This window comes from Rothia sp. P100 (genome assembly GCF_023712425.1).
GTDB lineage: Bacteria > Actinomycetota > Actinomycetes > Actinomycetales > Micrococcaceae > Rothia > Rothia endophytica.
In genome coordinates, this window is sequence record NZ_JAMAYG010000001.1 from 166,917 (window position 1) to 182,869 (window position 15,953).

The window sequence follows — 15,953 nt, forward strand, 5'->3', positions numbered from 1 at the left end:
AGATGGCTGATCATTATGTGACAGGGTGGGGACGCTGGAGCTTAGGTGTTGGGTACAGTGGAGTGAGTTTGTTACCGAGTTTTGCGAGGTTCTTGATGGTTCAGCGAGCGTATGAACGGGTGGGTCAGGCAGCGGGCCTGATGGGCGCTGATGGCTCTTGGCGGTCTACCATTTTTGAGGAAATCTCTGCTCTGGCTAACCAGCAGGGAGCCCTTAACCTGGGGCAGGGCTTCCCTGATACCGACGGGCCAGCGGTGATGTTGGACGCCGCAGCTGAGGCTATGCGCGCAGGGGCCAACCAGTACGCCACGATTGCCGGGCTGCCTGCCCTGCGAGAGGCTATCGCCCAGCACCAGCAGCGCTTTTACGATCTTGAGCTAAACCCCGAGACACAGGTGCTGGTGACGGCTGGCGCCTCAGAGGCTCTGGCGTCTTCTATTGGCGCGCTCGTGGAACCGGGTGAAGAAGTCATCCTCTTTGAGCCTTACTACGACCTCTACCCTGCGGCAGTGGCTCTAACTGGGGCACACGTCACAACGGTACCGCTTTTGCCTCCCACTTTTACGCCAAATCTGGAAGCTCTTGAGGCTGCGTTCAGCGAGCGCACCCGCTTGATTGTGGTCAATGACCCGCATAACCCCACTGGAACAGTTTTTTCGCGGTCGGTTCTTGAGAAAATTGTGGCCCTGGCGCAGCAGTATGACGCGCTCATTTTGGCTGATCAGGTCTATGAGCATCTCTACTACCCCGGTGTGGACTTTACTCCCATCCAGACTGTGCCCGGCGCCGCCGAGCGAACCCTGGCGGTATCGGCTATTTCTAAGACTCATTCCCTGACCGGTTGGCGGGTGGGCTGGGTCACCGGTCCGGCTCATCTGCTGGAAGCAGTACGTCCGGTCAAGGGCTATTTCTCCCACAGTGCCGCGGCGCCGCTACAGGTAGCTGCGGCAACCGGTGTGGCGTTGGGTGACGATTTCTACCGAGATTTTAGGGATAACTACACTGCTCAGCGTGACCTGCTGGTCACTGGCTTAGCAGGTTCACCCTGGCAGATGATGGAGCCTTCTGGCACCTTCTTCGCCATAGCCGATGTCTCTCAGGTTCTAGAGGCCAAGGGCTTTGCTGATGCGCAAGAGCTCTGCGCGGCCCTGCCCCAGTTGGCGGGGGTAGCACTCATTCCTCTGACCGCTTTCGTGACCGAAGGCTTCCGCCCGCAGGTTGCTTCCTACGTGCGCTTTGCCTTCTGCAAAAAGCCGGAGGTCTTACGTGAAGCGGTGAGCAGACTGCTGGCGTTTACCGCTCACTAGTTACGGGCGTCCTTAGCTCGCATCAGGTCAAGTGCAATTAGTGCACCCACCATGGCGAGGCGAACGGGCTCTGGTGCGTCGGGATCGAAGGACGTCGAGTAGCGGCTACGCCCGCGTAAACCGGCCACAACCCCGCCCCACTGACGGCTCACCTGGGCAGCTACCCTTTCGCCGGTGCGAATGGAGAAGTCGTATTCGAGGATGCTACCGGCTAGTTCCAGAGTCAGACCAGGCATTTCGATGCTCAAACGCTTGCGCATCATAGAGAATTGTTTCCGCACGTTGGCCAGCAAGGAGCCATCGGGGGTGATGAGTTCGTAGCGGTCAAAGCCCATGTCGAAGGGGTCCTTGATGTGGAGTAGAAGGTTACCGCGTTCATCGAGCAGGTCGAAGGTTCGACTTCCTCTAAACAGGCGTGCCCCGACCCCGCCGGTGGTAAGCACCTGACCGACCAGGTTGCCGGCAGCGTCCTCAATTCTGAAGTCGTTGCTCAGCATGCTACTGGTCTGCTGAAAAACCAGGGTGTTACTGGTCAAAAGCTGGGGAGTGTCATCGTTCTTGCTCATGCCCTTAGCCTAGCAAGAGGCTAGGTGGCTGACTCCACATAGTAGAGCACTGTTTCGCCGTATTTTTTGTCAGCAAACTTTTCGAGGGTGCTGGGCCAAACGGGCTCGCCAGTGCGGGCAGCCCGTTCAACCACTATCACCGCACCATCAGCCAGGTGTTGGGCAAGAGTGGTAAGGAGCTCGACCAGCTCCTCGTTATCCACTGAGTAGGGCGGGTCTACAAAGATAACGTCCCAGGGCTCTCCCCGGTAGGTGTTCAGGTAGCTGCGGGCGGTCATCTTGTGCACGCGGGAGCTACCGCCACCAGCTTTTGCCACGGCTGCGCTGTTCTTTTCAATAGCAGTAATGGCTTTGGGGTGGTGATCCACGAAATCAGCGTGCACGGCTCCGCGAGAGAGAGCCTCGCACCCCAGTGCACCTGAGCCGCCAAAGAGGTCCAGTACTCGCACCCCCTGGGTGAGCCCGTAGCCCTCAAGTCGAGAAAAAAGGGCTTCTTTCACCCGGTCAGTGGTGGGGCGGGTGTTATCACCGGGCACACTGGCCAGGCGCAAACCGCCGGCAAGACCTGAGACAATACGGCTCACAATGACTCCAAAAGGTGAGGGAAGGGTGGTGCCTCTAGCCTAGTCCAAAGCCGGGCAACACCGCACACTGACAGAAGGAGCTAGGAAGACAGCGGCTAGGCAGAGCTCCTAGCCCCTGCCCAAAAATGCTTCGCGGTCTGCGTCCAACGCCCGGTCGATGGTGCGCGCCAAGTCGGGGTGCGCGGCCAGGGTGGGGTCAGTCTCAATGAGGGCAAAGGCGTCCTCCCGGGCCCTTTCAATCAGCTTGGCATCGGTCAGGGCGCGCAGCAGTTTGAGAGTGGATTTCTTACCCGACTGCGCAGCCCCCAGAATGTCGCCTTCGCGCCGCTGCTCCAGGTCGATGCGGGAGAGCTCAAAGCCATCGGTCGTGCTGGCAACGGCGGTGAGACGCTCACGTGAGACCCCCTCCGCCGGTTGCTTAGTCACCAGCAGGCAGGTACCGGGGAGTGAACCTCGGCCAATACGCCCACGCAACTGGTGCAGCCCCGAGATGCCAAAGCGGTCGGCGTCCATGATAATCATGAGCGTGGCGTTGGGGACGTTAACACCCACTTCAATCACGGTGGTTGAGACCAGCAGGTCAAGTTGACCATCGCTGAACTCGGTCATGACCCGGTTTTTCTCGGCCGTGTCCATCCGCCCGTGCAAGCCAGCGATGCGGGTGCCTGCCAGAACGGGGGTATCTTCTAGCTGTTCGAGTACAGATTCTACGGAGGCCAGAGCGTCACGGGCGCTCTCCTGCGCGCCTGAACCGAAAAGGGTCTCCCCCGCTTCAAGGTCTTTGGGGGCATCGGTCCCCCCAATTTTGGGGACCACCACATAGACCTGATGGCCCGCGTCAATCTCTTCCCGAGCCCGTTGCCACAGACGCTCGCCCCAGGAGGGTTTTTCGGCCAGTGGCACCACGTAGGTCGATATTTTCTGGCGGCCAGCCGGGAGCTGATCCAGCACGGACGTGTCGAGGTCACCAAAGACCGTCATGGCAACGGTGCGGGGAATGGGGGTTGCCGTCATCACCAGTCGGTGGGGCAGCTCGCCGCCCGGGCCGCGCAGGGCATCGCGCTGTTCCACACCAAAACGGTGCTGCTCATCGACCACCACCAGGCCCAGGTTAGCGAACCGCACAGCCTCGGCTAACAGGGCGTGGGTGCCAATGACGACATCCGCAGCACCAGAGGCGATAGCTAGAAGGGTCTCTCGCTTGGCTTTAGTCTTCAGAGATGCAGTCAGAAGTAGCACCCGCACTTTGCCGCTAGCTTTTGATGAGGACGCCGCTGCGGGGGCCAACTTGTCCTGTACGGTATCGAGGGGCGCCGCGTCCAAGGGTGAAGTATCGAGAAGGTCGCCCAGAATCTCGCAGACCGAGCGATAGTGCTGTTCTGCCAGCACTTCGGTGGGTGCTAGCAGTGCGGATTGTGCAGAGTTATCAGCAACCTGCAGCATGGCACGCAGGGCAACCACAGTTTTGCCTGATCCCACATCGCCTTGGAGCAAACGGTTCATCGGCACGGTTGATGCCAGATCAGCTTTGATTTCATCGCCGACCTTCTGCTGCCCTTCGGTGAGTTTATAGGGTAACAGGGTGAGCAGGCGGTCAGCGTGAGCGCCGGGCACAAAGGGGCGGGCAAGCGTCTGGTGTGCTGCCCTGGCTGCCCGAATGCGGGCTAGAGCGCTTTGGAGCACAAAGGCTTCGCGATAGCGCAGGGAGTGCTGGGCAGCTCGCCAGGTTTCCTCCGTATCGGGAGTATGGACAGCGCGGTAGGTCCACTGCAGGGAGGGTATTTTGCGGGCTCGACGCACGGTATAGGGCACTGAGTCTTCGAGTTCGTTAAGCGGCGCTGCATCTAGCAGGGTTTCGACCGCCGCAGCAACACGGTCAGTCGGACATTTGGGGCTGGCCCGGTAGACGGGGATGGGTGCGCCGGCTTTAGCTCGGGCACGCTCAATGGCCTGCTCCCCCACCGGTTCAGGAGCGCTACGGTCGGTGAGCACCGCATAGTGAGGGTTCGTCAGGGTTAGCTCGCCCCGATAGGTGCCTACCTTGCCCGAGAACATCACCTGGTCGCCTTCATGAATCTCACGGGCAGCCGTCCAGGCATTAAAGAATGAGAGCGTCATGGTGCGCTGATTGCCCACCATGGCGTAGCTGTCAGTTGCATAACCCCCAAAGACGGCACCGGGGTTGTAACTGGCAGATGCACCGTAAGTATCTGCATAGCCGGCGGCACCAGCTGCGTAGCCAGCTGAGCCGGTAATGCGGGGGTTGCTGTAGGGCCCGGTTACCGTCGCGGGTGCGGCAGCTCCACGGTAGGCGTTGGGGTTAGGGATGTCCGTATTGGCGCGCCCATACTGGACGGCAAAGCTAACGGAAGGTTCTTGGGTAGGCTCGATTTCGTCGCCGCCAAGGTGGTCGGTGATGGTGATTTCGGTGATGGAGCCGCGCCGGGAAGCCATGGTGCGGGTGGTCACCCTCAACACCTTAGCCACGATGGTTGCTTCTTGCCCTTCGAGCAGGGAGCTAAAAGAGGTTAGCTCCCCGCGAGGCAGGTATTTTCGCGGGTAGTACTCCAGTAACTGACCCACCGTTTCAAGGCCCAGATGGGTCTTCAAGGATTTAGCCGTCGTTGGCCCCAGATAGGTGCTGAGCTTAGCGTTCTCTAAGCGGTCTTCGGCAGCATAACGGGCCAGTGCCTGCCGCGCTTCCTCGGGCAGAGGCTCAGTCTTTTTAGTTCTGCGGCGGGCAGGTTTGCCACTGGTTTTAGTCTGAGCTGGGCTCTTAGACTTAGAGCTGGACGCTTGCCCAGTCTTGGCGCTCGCCGTGACGCGGCGGGTAGTTTTGCTCGGTTTTTTTCTAGCTTCACCTGTCGAAGCTTTCTGCTCCCGCGCCTTGCCCGAGTTGGTTGTTGTGCCACTAACCGGCACATCAAAAAGAGCGTCATCGCTCATGCAAGTTCTCCGGCATGTCGCTCCTGATGCTCAGCGGTGTCTAAGGCTGTCACCCGCACGTCCTGAGGCTCACCCGCGGCTTCTAAGACTCGCAGAGCATCCCTCTCTTTGGCAACGTGCACGTGAATAGCCCAGAGAGCCTCATGTCCTGCGCACACCTGAGCGATGGACACAGAATCCCCAATAGTATCCAGGGCGCTACGTAGGGCGGTAACTTCATAGACCGGCAACTGCATGGTGCACATCACCTCCACTTGAGGTTGTGTCCTAGCACCAGCAACCTCTGAATCAAGCAGTTTTTTGCCTTCAAAAGCAGGGGGAAGAACCAGAAGATCAGAGTAGTCAGCGGTAGCCTCTGTAGCGGTTATCGCGGAGTACAGAGCAGCAATTACGAGCAGCATTCCGAGTGCACCTGAATCCACCCAACCATGACGCGCGTGCTCAGCATGGGCGCTTTGCCGTACAGTCGATTCAGCTGCATCCACCAGCTTGGCCAGGTAGCCCCCAAAATTTTCTGTAGGCGGTACGGCGGCTAAGGCTGACATCACGGTGAGAGCGGTTCCCTCAGCGGGCTGACTGAGCGCGCTCTGGGCGCGCTGGGCACCTGCTAACAGGGCATGATGTAGCTGGGCTACATCTGGACAATCAAGCCCCTCCAGCTCACCGGCTAAGCCCAGCAACCACACTGAGACTAGAGTGCCAGAGTTTCCCCGTGCACCTCGCAAAGCAGCGCGTGCGGCGGTTGCGAAATCAGGTTCATCGGCTAGTCCCGCGGTATCAGCTGCCCGCCCTACGGTTGCAACGAGGTTAGTTCCTGTATCAGCGTCAGCTACGGGAAAAACATTGATGCGGTTAAGTAAGTTTCGGTGTTCAACCAGCAGGGTGCGAGCGCGCACCAGCCAGGGCAGCCACCAGTTAGCGGGCAGTTGCTTCAAAGTGGTCCCACCCCTTCGCACGGTAAGTTTTTCCATCAACGGTCACGGAGCCTCCCGGCTGGGTCACCCTACCAATCTGGGTGAAGCCAGCGGGCACGGCGTCTGCTGGGCAAGTCGCCAGCAGACCGTGGTCTTCCCCACCGGTTAGCACCCAGTGCAGGGCGAGGTCATCGGCGCTCTGGCCTGGTGCCCTGCACAGATCCGCTGTCTCCTGGACCCTGGCGACCCAGGGCGATAGAGCAGCAGCGTCTATATCAATGTTAACGCAGGACGCTCGGGCTATTCTCCCAGCATCACGCAGCAGGCCATCTGAAACGTCAAGCATGGCAGTGAGTTGGTGAGCTGCAGCGGCACCGCTGGCTAGCGGTGAGCACGGTCTTTGCTGAGCTTCAATACAAGCAGACAGCCCGGGGGTGAGCTGGTAGCTAGAAGAGTTCTCTAACAAGGCTAGGCCAGCGGCGGCGGTACCCACCGCTCCGGCCAGGACGAGTGCGTCCCCGGTTTGAGCCCCGCTGCGAAGGACCGGGGCGAGGCAGGTTCCTACAGCAGTAACCGTCACCGAAATCTCGCTTCCGGCTCCTAAATCTCCACCAGAAATACTGCACTTCTCAGCGCCCTGGGCGGTGCAGGCCTCGGTCACCCCGCGGGCAAAGTCCTCTACCCACGTCACGGGCGTATCTGGGGTGAGTGTCAGAGAAATGAGCAGGGTCTGTGGGGCGGCCCCCATGGCAGCAATATCAGCCAGGTTCTGAGTCGCAGCCTTCCACCCCACATCGTACCCGCTTGTTACCATGCCATTGGCCCACGTGCGTCGGAAATCTTGGTCTTCTGTTTGGGTATCGGTGGTGATCACTGTCAACCCGTCGCGTAGATCAAGCACAGCACAGTCGTCACCAGGGCCAAGCACGAGACGGTCAGCCTTGGTGTTATGACTTTTAATGATGGGTAAGAAGGCCTCTAGCAGCTCGTCCTCACTGACGTCTCGTGCTCTTTGCATGATGGGGTGGTTACCCTTACCTAACGTTTGTCGGTTCGACTCTGGCGCATAAAGTTGCCCACGATGAGCAGAAGCCCACATGCTGCAATTGCGGTGAAAACCACGAGCGGGCCAGAACCGCTCACAATGGCTATACCTCGTTCAAAAACGTTACCACTGGGCATGGAGCTAACGCCGCCTTCACGCGCTTCTGCTCCCACCACACCGGCAGCGGTGCTGGAGTCAGAGCGGGGCGAGGGGTCGCTATTGGAATTAAGAAAACCTTCAACCCACCCTAAGGTGCCATCATAGCTTTGCCGTTCAACGTACTGGGGATTGGTGAGCCCAAGAACAGATGCAGGTAGCCTGCCAGAAGCCACTGCGGTGGCTTCGCGAGAATCTACGGGAGCAAGCGGAGGGGTAATAACGCCGATTATACGGTCGCTATTGAAGGTTGAGTCGAGCGTCCAAGGGGAAAGAGCAGCCACAGACCCCTGAGCTTCTTCAGCGCTTTGCTGAGGTGCAGGTCGCAGGGGCTGAGCCTCGTCACTCGGCTGAGGCAGTGCAGGGACGGATTCCACCTCTTCAGTTGGTTGCGTGCTGGGCTGAGGCGACGCCGGCACCGTACTGGGAACCTCGCTAGGTCCGGGGTCAGGCGTTGGTTCAGAGGTTGGCTCAGGCGTTGGTTCAGAGGTTGGCTCAGACGTTGGTTCAGAGGTTGGCTCAGGCGTTGGTTCAGAGGTTGGCTCAGGCGTTGGGGCAGAAGTTGGGGCAGGCGTTGGCTCAGAGGTTAGCTCAGGAGAGGGCGTCGGTTGCTGCGGCGAGGGGGTGCCGGGAGTAACTTCAGCGGGGGCGCTGCGAGAAGATGTGGGGGTCGGTGAAGCGGTTGCAGTTGCGCTCGGGGTCGTTGTTGCCTCTGGTGCAGGAACTGTTTCCATTGCCGTTGCCACGGGTAGCACCATGACACCAAGTGCCCCGGCAACGGTTAGTGCATTGCGTATACGACGCATCCGATCATCCCCTTTCACACAGTCTCAGTTACCTAAATCTTTTGTACTACCCTACCGAATGTTACCTTCAGTTGAAATGTTGGGTTCAACATGCTCGGCGTGAGGGCATCATATAGATAGACAGGCAGGCGTTAGAATGATTGGGTGAACACGCTCAAAAAGACCACCCTTCTTACCGTAGTCTGCTCTTTATCTCTCGCTTTTTCGGGTTGCGGCCCGCGAGCTGTTAACCTCCAACCTGCTGAGGACGCAGCCAATCCGGTCTGCGCCTACGCTATGGTCGCTATGCCTGAAACGCTCGGCGGTTTTGATCAGCGTGAGACCACCGCTCAGGGCACTACTGCCTGGGGCGAGCCGACCGTGTCCGTTCTTAAATGCGGGGTCAGTTTGCCGACCGCACCAATTGCAGACCCCTGCGCTTCGGTCAATGGTATCGACTGGATCATCAAACCAGCCGATGAACAAATGGCTGAAAGTGGTGAGCAAAGCGCCACGGGCACCTGGGTAGCGGAGACGTTCGGCCGTACACCCGCCATCCAGATCACCTTCGATGCTGACCAAATTTCCTCATCAACCCTGCTGGCAGAAATTGCTTCGGCGGTGGGCCAAATTCCTCAGCAGCAAGAATGCACCAATATTGATGACACTCTCTCTGACATAGAGACTGCTGAATCATCTGCCTAAACAGCAATAAATACACAAAACAAAACCCCGCGTTTTCACTGGTAAATGATAACGCGGGGTTTTGTCTTAGCGCAGGCCTAGCGGGCGTTCAAGAGCCAGGGTGATCAGTTCATCAATCAGTTGAGCGTAGCTCACCCCGGTGTTCTCCCACATGGTCTTATACATGGAAATGGGGGTAAAGCCTGGCATCGTGTTAACTTCGTTAATCACCAGGTGCCCGTCTTCTGTGTAGAAGAAGTCGGCGCGGCACAGGCCCTCCCCGTCTACTGCCAGGAAAGCTTCAACGGCTAGCTCTCGCAGCTGCTGGGCGACGTCGGTAGGTAGGTCTGCGGGGCAGCGGGTTTCAGCGCTGGTCTTAGAGACGTACTTAGACTCGAAATCATAGAAGCTGTGTTCCCGATCCATCATCACGATTTCACCGGGATGTGAAGCCAGCGGGTTAGCTGATCGATGGCCATCGAGCACCGCGCACTCAATTTCTCGCCCCAGGATTCCCGCTTCGATGACAAGTTTAGGGTCATATTTGTGCGCTTCTTCAATGGCGGCATCGAGCTGCTCAGCAGAATTCACCTTGGTAATGCCGAAGGATGATCCAGCGCGTGCGGGTTTTACGAAGACTGGGTAGCCTAGCGCCTGGATGCGTTCACGGGCTTGACCAGGGTTCTGTACCCACTGGCGGTGGGTGATTACTTCATAGGGCCCAACCTCCAGACCCGCGGCTTCAAAAGCAACTTTCATGAAGTGTTTATCCATGCCTATGGCTGAGGACGCCACACCGCAGCCCACGTAGCGCAGGTCAGCCATCTCTAGCAGACCCTGAACGGTTCCGTCCTCACCAAAGGGGCCGTGCAGCAGCGGGAATACCACGTCAATGGCAGGGCCCATTTCAACGTGGGTCTCGTCCTTGGAATCAATGAGTCGCAGGCGGTTGTCTCCCCCGCCCAGGGGAAGAAAAACCTGCTTGCCCTCAGCCGGGAAGTCTGCCAGTGCGTTTTCTTCCAGCAGGCGGTTTAGAAAATCTTCATCGGTCAAAAACCAACGCCCATCGCGGGTAATACCAATGGTGACGACGTTGTACTTTTCATAATCGATAGCTCCAAGCACACCGCGGGCGGTAATCAAAGAAATCGAGTGCTCCGATGAGCGGCCACCACACAGGAGTGCGACGGTGGGCTTCTGGCTCGAAAGAGTCATGGCATCCTTACGATAGGTGGTCTGAGACGATCGGTAGATTGAACTGGCCTTATTCGGCGACCGCTAGCTAATGTGATCGCTCTCTGATTTAAGCGCTCTACCCAGCAGTGCCGGTGCCAGTTGCTCAACTGATATTGTACGGTTCAAAACTTCTACCACTGCTTCAGTGATAGGCATGGCGACCCCCACTTTTCGCGCGAGTTCTGCCACAACCGGAGCTGATTTTATGGATTCAGCGGTCTGGCTCATAACGGTATGCAGTTGGTCTGGCTCTATACCTTCTGCGAGGAGGCGGCCAGCGGTGTGGTTACGTGAGAGCGGGGATGAGCAGGTAGCGATGAGATCGCCCATGCCAGCTAGTCCGCTCATGGTCTCCAGTTTGCCGCCCAGTGCCAGGGCAAGACGGGTTGTTTCTGCTAGTCCACGCGTCATCACCGAAGCTTTTGAGTTGTCTCCGTACTGCTTCCCTTCGCACATTCCTACGCAAAGCGCGATGACGTTCTTAACCAGCCCGCCGATTTCAACACCGATAATATCGGTGTTGGTGTAGGGGCGGAAGTAGTTTGCTGCGCAAATTGAAGCTACGTTCTGTGCTGTTTCCAGAGTGGTAGCTGCCACCACGGAGGTGGTGGGCTGCTCAACGATAATTTCTTTGGCAAGGTTGGGCCCAGAAAGCACGGTAACTCGGTCAGTGACCCCAGAAATAGTTTCAGGGGGAGCGTCGATGGCAACTAGGTTGCCCTGAAGTACTTCAATAATCACTTCACTCATGCGCAGACCACTGCCCATCTCGAGGCCCTTGGCGAGTGAAACCAGAACCGCGTAAGGCTCGAGGAGAGGCGCAAAAACTTCAAGCTGCGCTCGGAGCGCCTGAGCTGGAATCGCCAGAACAACGATGTGAGCGCCATGTAGTGCTTGTTCCACATCTGAAGTGAACTCCAGATTATCCGGTAGCTTTACCCCCGGGAAGTAGGGTTCGTTAATACGAGTGCTGGCCATCTGCGCCATAGCGTCTGGTTTACGGCCCCAGAGCACCACTTGACGGTTACTTCCCGCAGCGGTAGCCGCATCCGCCACTACTTTGGCAAAGGCAGTGCCCCAGCTACCGGCACCAAGAACAGCTACTTTTGGTGGAAGAGAAGTGCTCATATCTGCCTTTCTACTCCGGGGTTCTAGTTATTCTCGGATGCTTGGCGCACACCTAGCACAGCGTTCCAGCGCCCGGCTGGCGCCTTTTCACCGCGGATGGTTTCAAGCAAGTCAGTGACACAATCCAGCATTCTGGTCGTAGCGTCCGCTAGTTGTTGGCGGTTCTGCTTAGCTCCCGGCTCGGTACCTGTGAGAAGATCGCTGAAATCAATGGGGTCGCCCACTACAATCTGCACCTTCTTACGGGGGAACCCAAAGCGAGGCTTTCCACCACGGGGCCAGAATTCATGGTCACCCCAGTGGGCAATGGGAATGACGGGGGCACCGGTTGCTAAAGCAAGGCGTGCTGCACCGGTTTTACCGGTCATGGGCCACTGTTCTGGATCCTTGGTGAGGGTGCCCTCGGGGAAGATGAGTACCGCTCCCCCGGCGTCCAGGACGTTGCGCGCAACGTCCAGGGACTTACCGGCCTGCGCGGAACCACGGCTGACGGGGATGTGAGCGCACTGGCGCATGAGCCACCCCAGAACTGGCACTCGAAAGAGCCCCTCTTTAGCAAGAAACCGGGGTAAAACGCCCCTGATGAAGAGGGGGTAGGCTGCAGTAATCGGGTCAACCACGGTTAGGTGGTTGGAGATTACAATGTAGCCGCCCTCTTGCGGCAGTTTCTCGATACCGGTGATATCAATCTTCATGGGTAGATGATAGAGCGGTCTGAGCAGGTTACCTGCCAACCGATATACCGCATCACCCTTGGCAGTGGGGCTGATATCACCCAGTGAGGAACTCTTGGCAGCCATCTTAAGCGGAGACCTCGAATTTTGCGCCCAGAGCAGTGAGCTTATCTGCAAAGTGCTCATAGCCGCGGGAAATGACCGAAACGCCGGTGACGTTGGAGGTGCCCTCAGCGGTGAGTGCCGCAATCACATGGGAGAAACCACCGCGCAGATCAGGCACGTTGATATCAGCACCGCGCAGAGGGGTCTTACCGGTGATAATCGCTGAGTGCAAGAAGTTCTTGTGGCCAAAACGGCAGGTTGCGGGGCCAAGGCAGTCGCGGTGCAACTGCACTGAGGCGCCCATGCGCACTAGGGCGTCGGTAAAGCCGAAACGGTTCTCGTAGACCGTCTCGTGGAGCACCGACACTCCCTTTGCCTGAGTCATGGCAACCACCAGGGGCTGCTGCCAGTCGGTCATGAAACCGGGGTGCACGTTGGTTTCTACGAAGAGGGGGTTCAGGTCTCCACCTTTGTGGAAGAAGCGAATGCCCTCGTCCTGAATATCCAGGCCGCCTCCGAGCTTGCGGTAGACGTTAATGAAGGTCGCGAGATCCTTTTGGTTGGCACCGCGGACGAAGATGTCGCCCTGGGTTGCAAGCGCAGCCGAGGCCCAGGAGGCTGACTCGTTACGGTCAGGCATAGCAAAGTGGTTGTAGCCGGTAAGCTCGTCCACACCCTCAATGATGATTTGACGGTCGGTTTCAACGGTGATGATGGCGCCCATCTTCTGCAAGATAGAGATGAGATCCATAATTTCGGGCTCTATGGCAGCACCCTTAAGCTCTGTTTTGCCCTTGGCGCGGGTAGCTGCCAACAAAACCTGCTCGGTGGCACCCACCGAGGGGTATTCTAGCTCAATAGCTGCGCCCTGAAGCCCGCCTGCGGGGGCGCGCATGCTGATGCCGGTGGGCAGTTTCTCCACCTTGGCGCCGAATTGCTCTAGAACGCGCAGGTGGTAGTTGATGGGGCGGTCGCCAATTTTGCAGCCGCCCAAATCAGGGATGAATGCTTCACCAATGGTGTGCAGGAGCGGGCCGCACAGAAGGATGGGAATACGAGAGTCACCGGCGTGAACTTCAATGTCGGTGTGGTTAGCTACAGACACCTTGCTGGGGTCCATGCGCAGCTCGCCGGCTTCCATGTTGTAATCTACGGATACACCGTGCAGTTCAACAAGGTCAGTGACAACCTGAACGTCCTTAATCTGAGGGACGTTGCGGAGCACTGAGGGGGTTGAGCCAAGCAAAGCAGCAACCATAGCCTTGGGAACCAAGTTCTTAGCACCGCGGACGTTAATCTCGCCCTTAAGAGGGGTGCCACCTTCAATACGCAGTGCGCTGACCATGTGTGTCCAATCTTAAAAAGTTTCTTACCCGGTAAGTTTACCCTTTAAGTGATGTTCTCATGTGCAGCTGAGATGTATTACCGGTAATAGGCACTCCTACAGCCCCCAATTCAACCCTTAGCACCTTTAGTCCAGGCGTTGGCAGGTGTCGCGGTTACCTCTCAGCCAAAAGCCAAAGGACGCCGGGGATAAGTCACCGGCGTCCTTGCGAACTTTTCGTAGAAGTGGTTTAGCTACTGGGTGCGGGGCAACCAGGCGGGGCGGGAAGCTTCGAATTCAGTGATAGCTTCTTCATGCTGAAGGGTCAGCCCGATATCGTCAAGGCCTTCCATGAGACGCCAGCGCACATAGTCATCAATTTCAAAGGGTACGGTGAGGGCGCCCACGGTCACAGTCTTGGATTCGAGGTCCACGGTGACCTCGGTGCCCGGCTCTGCCTCAAGTTGCTTCCATATCAGTTCCACGTCATCCTGCGTCACCTGGGCCGCTACTAGCCCCTGTTTACCTGAGTTGCCACGGAAAATATCGGCAAAGCGCGCTGAAATCACCACGCGGAAACCGTAATCTCTCAGTGCCCAGACCGCGTGTTCGCGGGAGGACCCGGTGCCAAAGTCAGGGCCAGCTACCAGCACGCTGCCGTGCTTGTAGGGCTCCTGGTTGAGAATAAAGTTCTCATCCTTACGCCAGCCTGCAAAAAGGGCGTCATCAAAGCCGGTCTTAGTGACTCGCTTAAGGTAAACGGCAGGGATAATTTGGTCGGTATCAACGTTGGATGATCGCAGCGGCACGCCAATGCCGGTGTGCTTCTTAATCGGTTCCATAGTTCAATCTTTCTGGTGCGCCCCGGGGTACGTCCGGGGACAGGTCAGGGTTCAGAGGAGTTTAGAGGTCAGCAGGCGATGCCAAGGTACCGCGGATGGCGGTAGCTGCCGCTACCAGAGGTGACACCAGATGCGTGCGGCCACCCTTACCCTGGCGCCCTTCAAAGTTACGGTTAGAGGTCGAGGCGCAACGCTCCCCCGGTGCCAGCTGATCAGGGTTCATACCCAGGCACATAGAGCAGCCTGCAAAACGCCAGTCGGCGCCGAAGTCCTTGAAGATTTGATCCAGACCTTCTTTTTCAGCCTGTGCACGTACCTTCTGGGAGCCGGGCACCACCATCATGCGCACCCCGTCTGCCACCTTGTGCCCCTTGACGATGTCTGCAGCTGCCCGCAAATCTTCGATGCGGGAGTTGGTGCAGGATCCCAAGAAGACCACGTCAACGGGAATCTCCTTCATCGGTGTACCAGCGGTTAGGCCCATGTAGTCCAGGGCACGGCTAGCAGCCTTCTGTTCGTTCTCATCGCCGAAGTCCTCGGGGAAGGGAACAGACTGGGAGAGTGGGATGCCCTGACCGGGGTTGGTTCCCCAAGTAACAAAGGGCTCAAGTTCATCAGCGTTGATGAAGACTTCACGGTCAAAGGTCGCACCCTCATCGGTAGGAAGGGTCTTCCAGTAGCCCACCGCAGCGTCCCAGTCCTCACCGGTAGGTGCGTGGGGGCGGCCCTTGACGTATTCAAAGGTCGTTTCATCGGGGGCCACCATGCCGGCACGGGCACCTGCCTCAATGGACATGTTGCAGATGGTCATGCGCCCCTCCATAGAGAGACCCCGGATAGCAGAACCACGGTATTCCAGCACGTAACCCTGGCCACCACCGGTGCCAATTTCGGCGATGACTGCCAGGATGATGTCCTTGGCAGTAACACCGGGCTTCAGCGTTCCCTCAACGTTAATCGCCATGGTTTTAAAGGGCGCCAGAGGCAGGGTCTGAGTAGCCATGACGTGTTCGACCTCTGAGGTGCCGATGCCAAAGGCGAGCGCCCCAAAGGCGCCGTGGGTCGAGGTATGGGAGTCACCGCAGACCACGGTCATACCGGGCATGGTGAGGCCCAGCTGGGGGCCAACCACGTGCACGATACCCTGCTCAGCATCACCTAGTGAGTGAATGCGCACCCCAAACTCTTCAGCGTTCTTGCGCAGGGTTTCAATCTGGGTGCGTGAGGTGATATCGGCAATCGTTGAGAAGATGTTCTCGGTGGGGGTGTTGTGATCCTCAGTTGCGATGGTGAGGTCAAGACGACGCAGAGGGCGTCCTTCAAGGCGGAGGCCCTCAAAAGCCTGCGGTGAGGTAACTTCGTGCACCAGGTGTAAATCGATGTAGAGAAGATCGGGCTTGCCGCCCTTGCCGGGCACTACGGTGTGCGCGTCCCATACCTTCTCCGCCAGGGTGCGGGGCTTAATACCCGTTACACCATCCATGAGTCCTCCATCAACGAAATAAGTACTGTCATACACCAGTGTGACCGTGTTTTTTCAAACTTTCCAATAACTGAACTTGCATATCAGAATATGAGAAGTCATGATAGATACACGGACACAATCCTAGCCCCACGGTTTCACACCCAGAAACACACACTGACCGCGATACGAGAC

14 protein-coding genes are annotated in these 15,953 nt (G+C 57.9%); 2 read left to right on the forward strand and 12 right to left on the reverse strand.

The genetic code is table 11. The features are described 5' to 3' along the window. Window positions 1-95: 95 nt before the first annotated feature. Complete coding sequence (locus M3668_RS00825; RefSeq protein WP_251378940.1) at window positions 96-1,307, forward strand: aminotransferase class I/II-fold pyridoxal phosphate-dependent enzyme; 1,212 nt, start codon at window positions 96-98, stop codon at window positions 1,305-1,307. Here M3668_RS00825 and M3668_RS00830 read toward each other — a convergent pair. The 6 genes from M3668_RS00830 to M3668_RS00855 all read right to left on the reverse strand — a co-directional run bounded on the left by M3668_RS00830 (window position 1,304) and on the right by M3668_RS00855 (window position 8,324). Beyond that, window positions 1,304-1,873 carry an LURP-one-related/scramblase family protein gene (locus M3668_RS00830; RefSeq protein WP_251378941.1) on the reverse strand — a complete coding sequence of 190 codons (570 nt, stop codon included), beginning with the start codon at window positions 1,871-1,873 and terminating at the stop codon, window positions 1,304-1,306. The two genes, M3668_RS00825 and M3668_RS00830, sit on opposite strands and share 4 nt — an antisense overlap. Window positions 1,874-1,893: 20 nt before the next feature. Further along, the gene (gene rsmD / locus M3668_RS00835) at window positions 1,894-2,457 is read right to left on the reverse strand and encodes a 16S rRNA (guanine(966)-N(2))-methyltransferase RsmD (protein WP_251378942.1); all 564 of its coding nucleotides are present in this window, start codon (window positions 2,455-2,457) and stop codon (window positions 1,894-1,896) included. Window positions 2,458-2,565: 108 nt separating this feature from the next. Next, complete coding sequence (locus M3668_RS00840) at window positions 2,566-5,403, reverse strand: ATP-dependent DNA helicase RecG (protein WP_251378943.1); 2,838 nt, start codon at window positions 5,401-5,403, stop codon at window positions 2,566-2,568. Beyond that, window positions 5,400-6,338 carry a DAK2 domain-containing protein gene (locus tag M3668_RS00845; protein WP_251378944.1) on the reverse strand — a complete coding sequence of 313 codons (939 nt, stop codon included), beginning with the start codon at window positions 6,336-6,338 and terminating at the stop codon, window positions 5,400-5,402. The genes M3668_RS00840 and M3668_RS00845 overlap by 4 nt, the downstream gene beginning before the upstream one ends. Next, complete coding sequence (thiL, locus tag M3668_RS00850) at window positions 6,319-7,335, reverse strand: thiamine-phosphate kinase (RefSeq protein ID WP_251378945.1); 1,017 nt, start codon at window positions 7,333-7,335, stop codon at window positions 6,319-6,321. Before thiL ends, M3668_RS00845 begins: the two co-directional genes overlap by 20 nt. Window positions 7,336-7,355: 20 nt before the next feature. Continuing rightward, window positions 7,356-8,324, reverse strand: a complete 969-nt coding sequence (locus M3668_RS00855) for a hypothetical protein (protein ID WP_251378946.1) — start codon at window positions 8,322-8,324, stop codon at window positions 7,356-7,358. A gap of 144 nt (window positions 8,325-8,468) precedes the next feature. On the opposite strand from M3668_RS00855, the gene M3668_RS00860 reads away from it, so the two are divergent. Continuing rightward, entirely contained in the window at window positions 8,469-9,008 is a 540-nt protein-coding gene (locus M3668_RS00860) for a DUF3515 domain-containing protein (protein WP_251378947.1), read from the forward strand. A gap of 66 nt (window positions 9,009-9,074) precedes the next feature. Here the strand turns inward: M3668_RS00860 and M3668_RS00865 are convergent, their stop codons facing one another. From M3668_RS00865 to leuC, 6 genes are all read right to left on the reverse strand, one after another. Further along, a complete protein-coding gene (locus tag M3668_RS00865; protein WP_251378948.1) occupies window positions 9,075-10,202 on the reverse strand; it encodes a D-alanine--D-alanine ligase family protein in 1,128 nt (375 codons plus the stop codon). A gap of 63 nt (window positions 10,203-10,265) precedes the next feature. Continuing rightward, window positions 10,266-11,351 (reverse strand): NAD(P)H-dependent glycerol-3-phosphate dehydrogenase, encoded by a 1,086-nt coding sequence (locus M3668_RS00870; RefSeq protein ID WP_251378949.1) that lies wholly within the window; start codon window positions 11,349-11,351, stop codon window positions 10,266-10,268. 23 nt (window positions 11,352-11,374) lie between these two features. Beyond that, entirely contained in the window at window positions 11,375-12,151 is a 777-nt protein-coding gene (locus M3668_RS00875) for a lysophospholipid acyltransferase family protein (RefSeq protein WP_251378950.1), read from the reverse strand. A 1-nt stretch (window position 12,152) separates the two neighbouring features. Next, window positions 12,153-13,475 carry a UDP-N-acetylglucosamine 1-carboxyvinyltransferase gene (gene murA / locus M3668_RS00880; RefSeq protein ID WP_251378951.1) on the reverse strand — a complete coding sequence of 441 codons (1,323 nt, stop codon included), beginning with the start codon at window positions 13,473-13,475 and terminating at the stop codon, window positions 12,153-12,155. 233 nt (window positions 13,476-13,708) lie between these two features. Next, a complete protein-coding gene (leuD, locus tag M3668_RS00885; RefSeq protein ID WP_251378952.1) occupies window positions 13,709-14,296 on the reverse strand; it encodes a 3-isopropylmalate dehydratase small subunit in 588 nt (195 codons plus the stop codon). 61 nt (window positions 14,297-14,357) lie between these two features. Continuing rightward, a complete protein-coding gene (gene leuC, locus M3668_RS00890; RefSeq protein ID WP_251378953.1) occupies window positions 14,358-15,779 on the reverse strand; it encodes a 3-isopropylmalate dehydratase large subunit in 1,422 nt (473 codons plus the stop codon). Window positions 15,780-15,953: the final 174 nt, after the last annotated feature.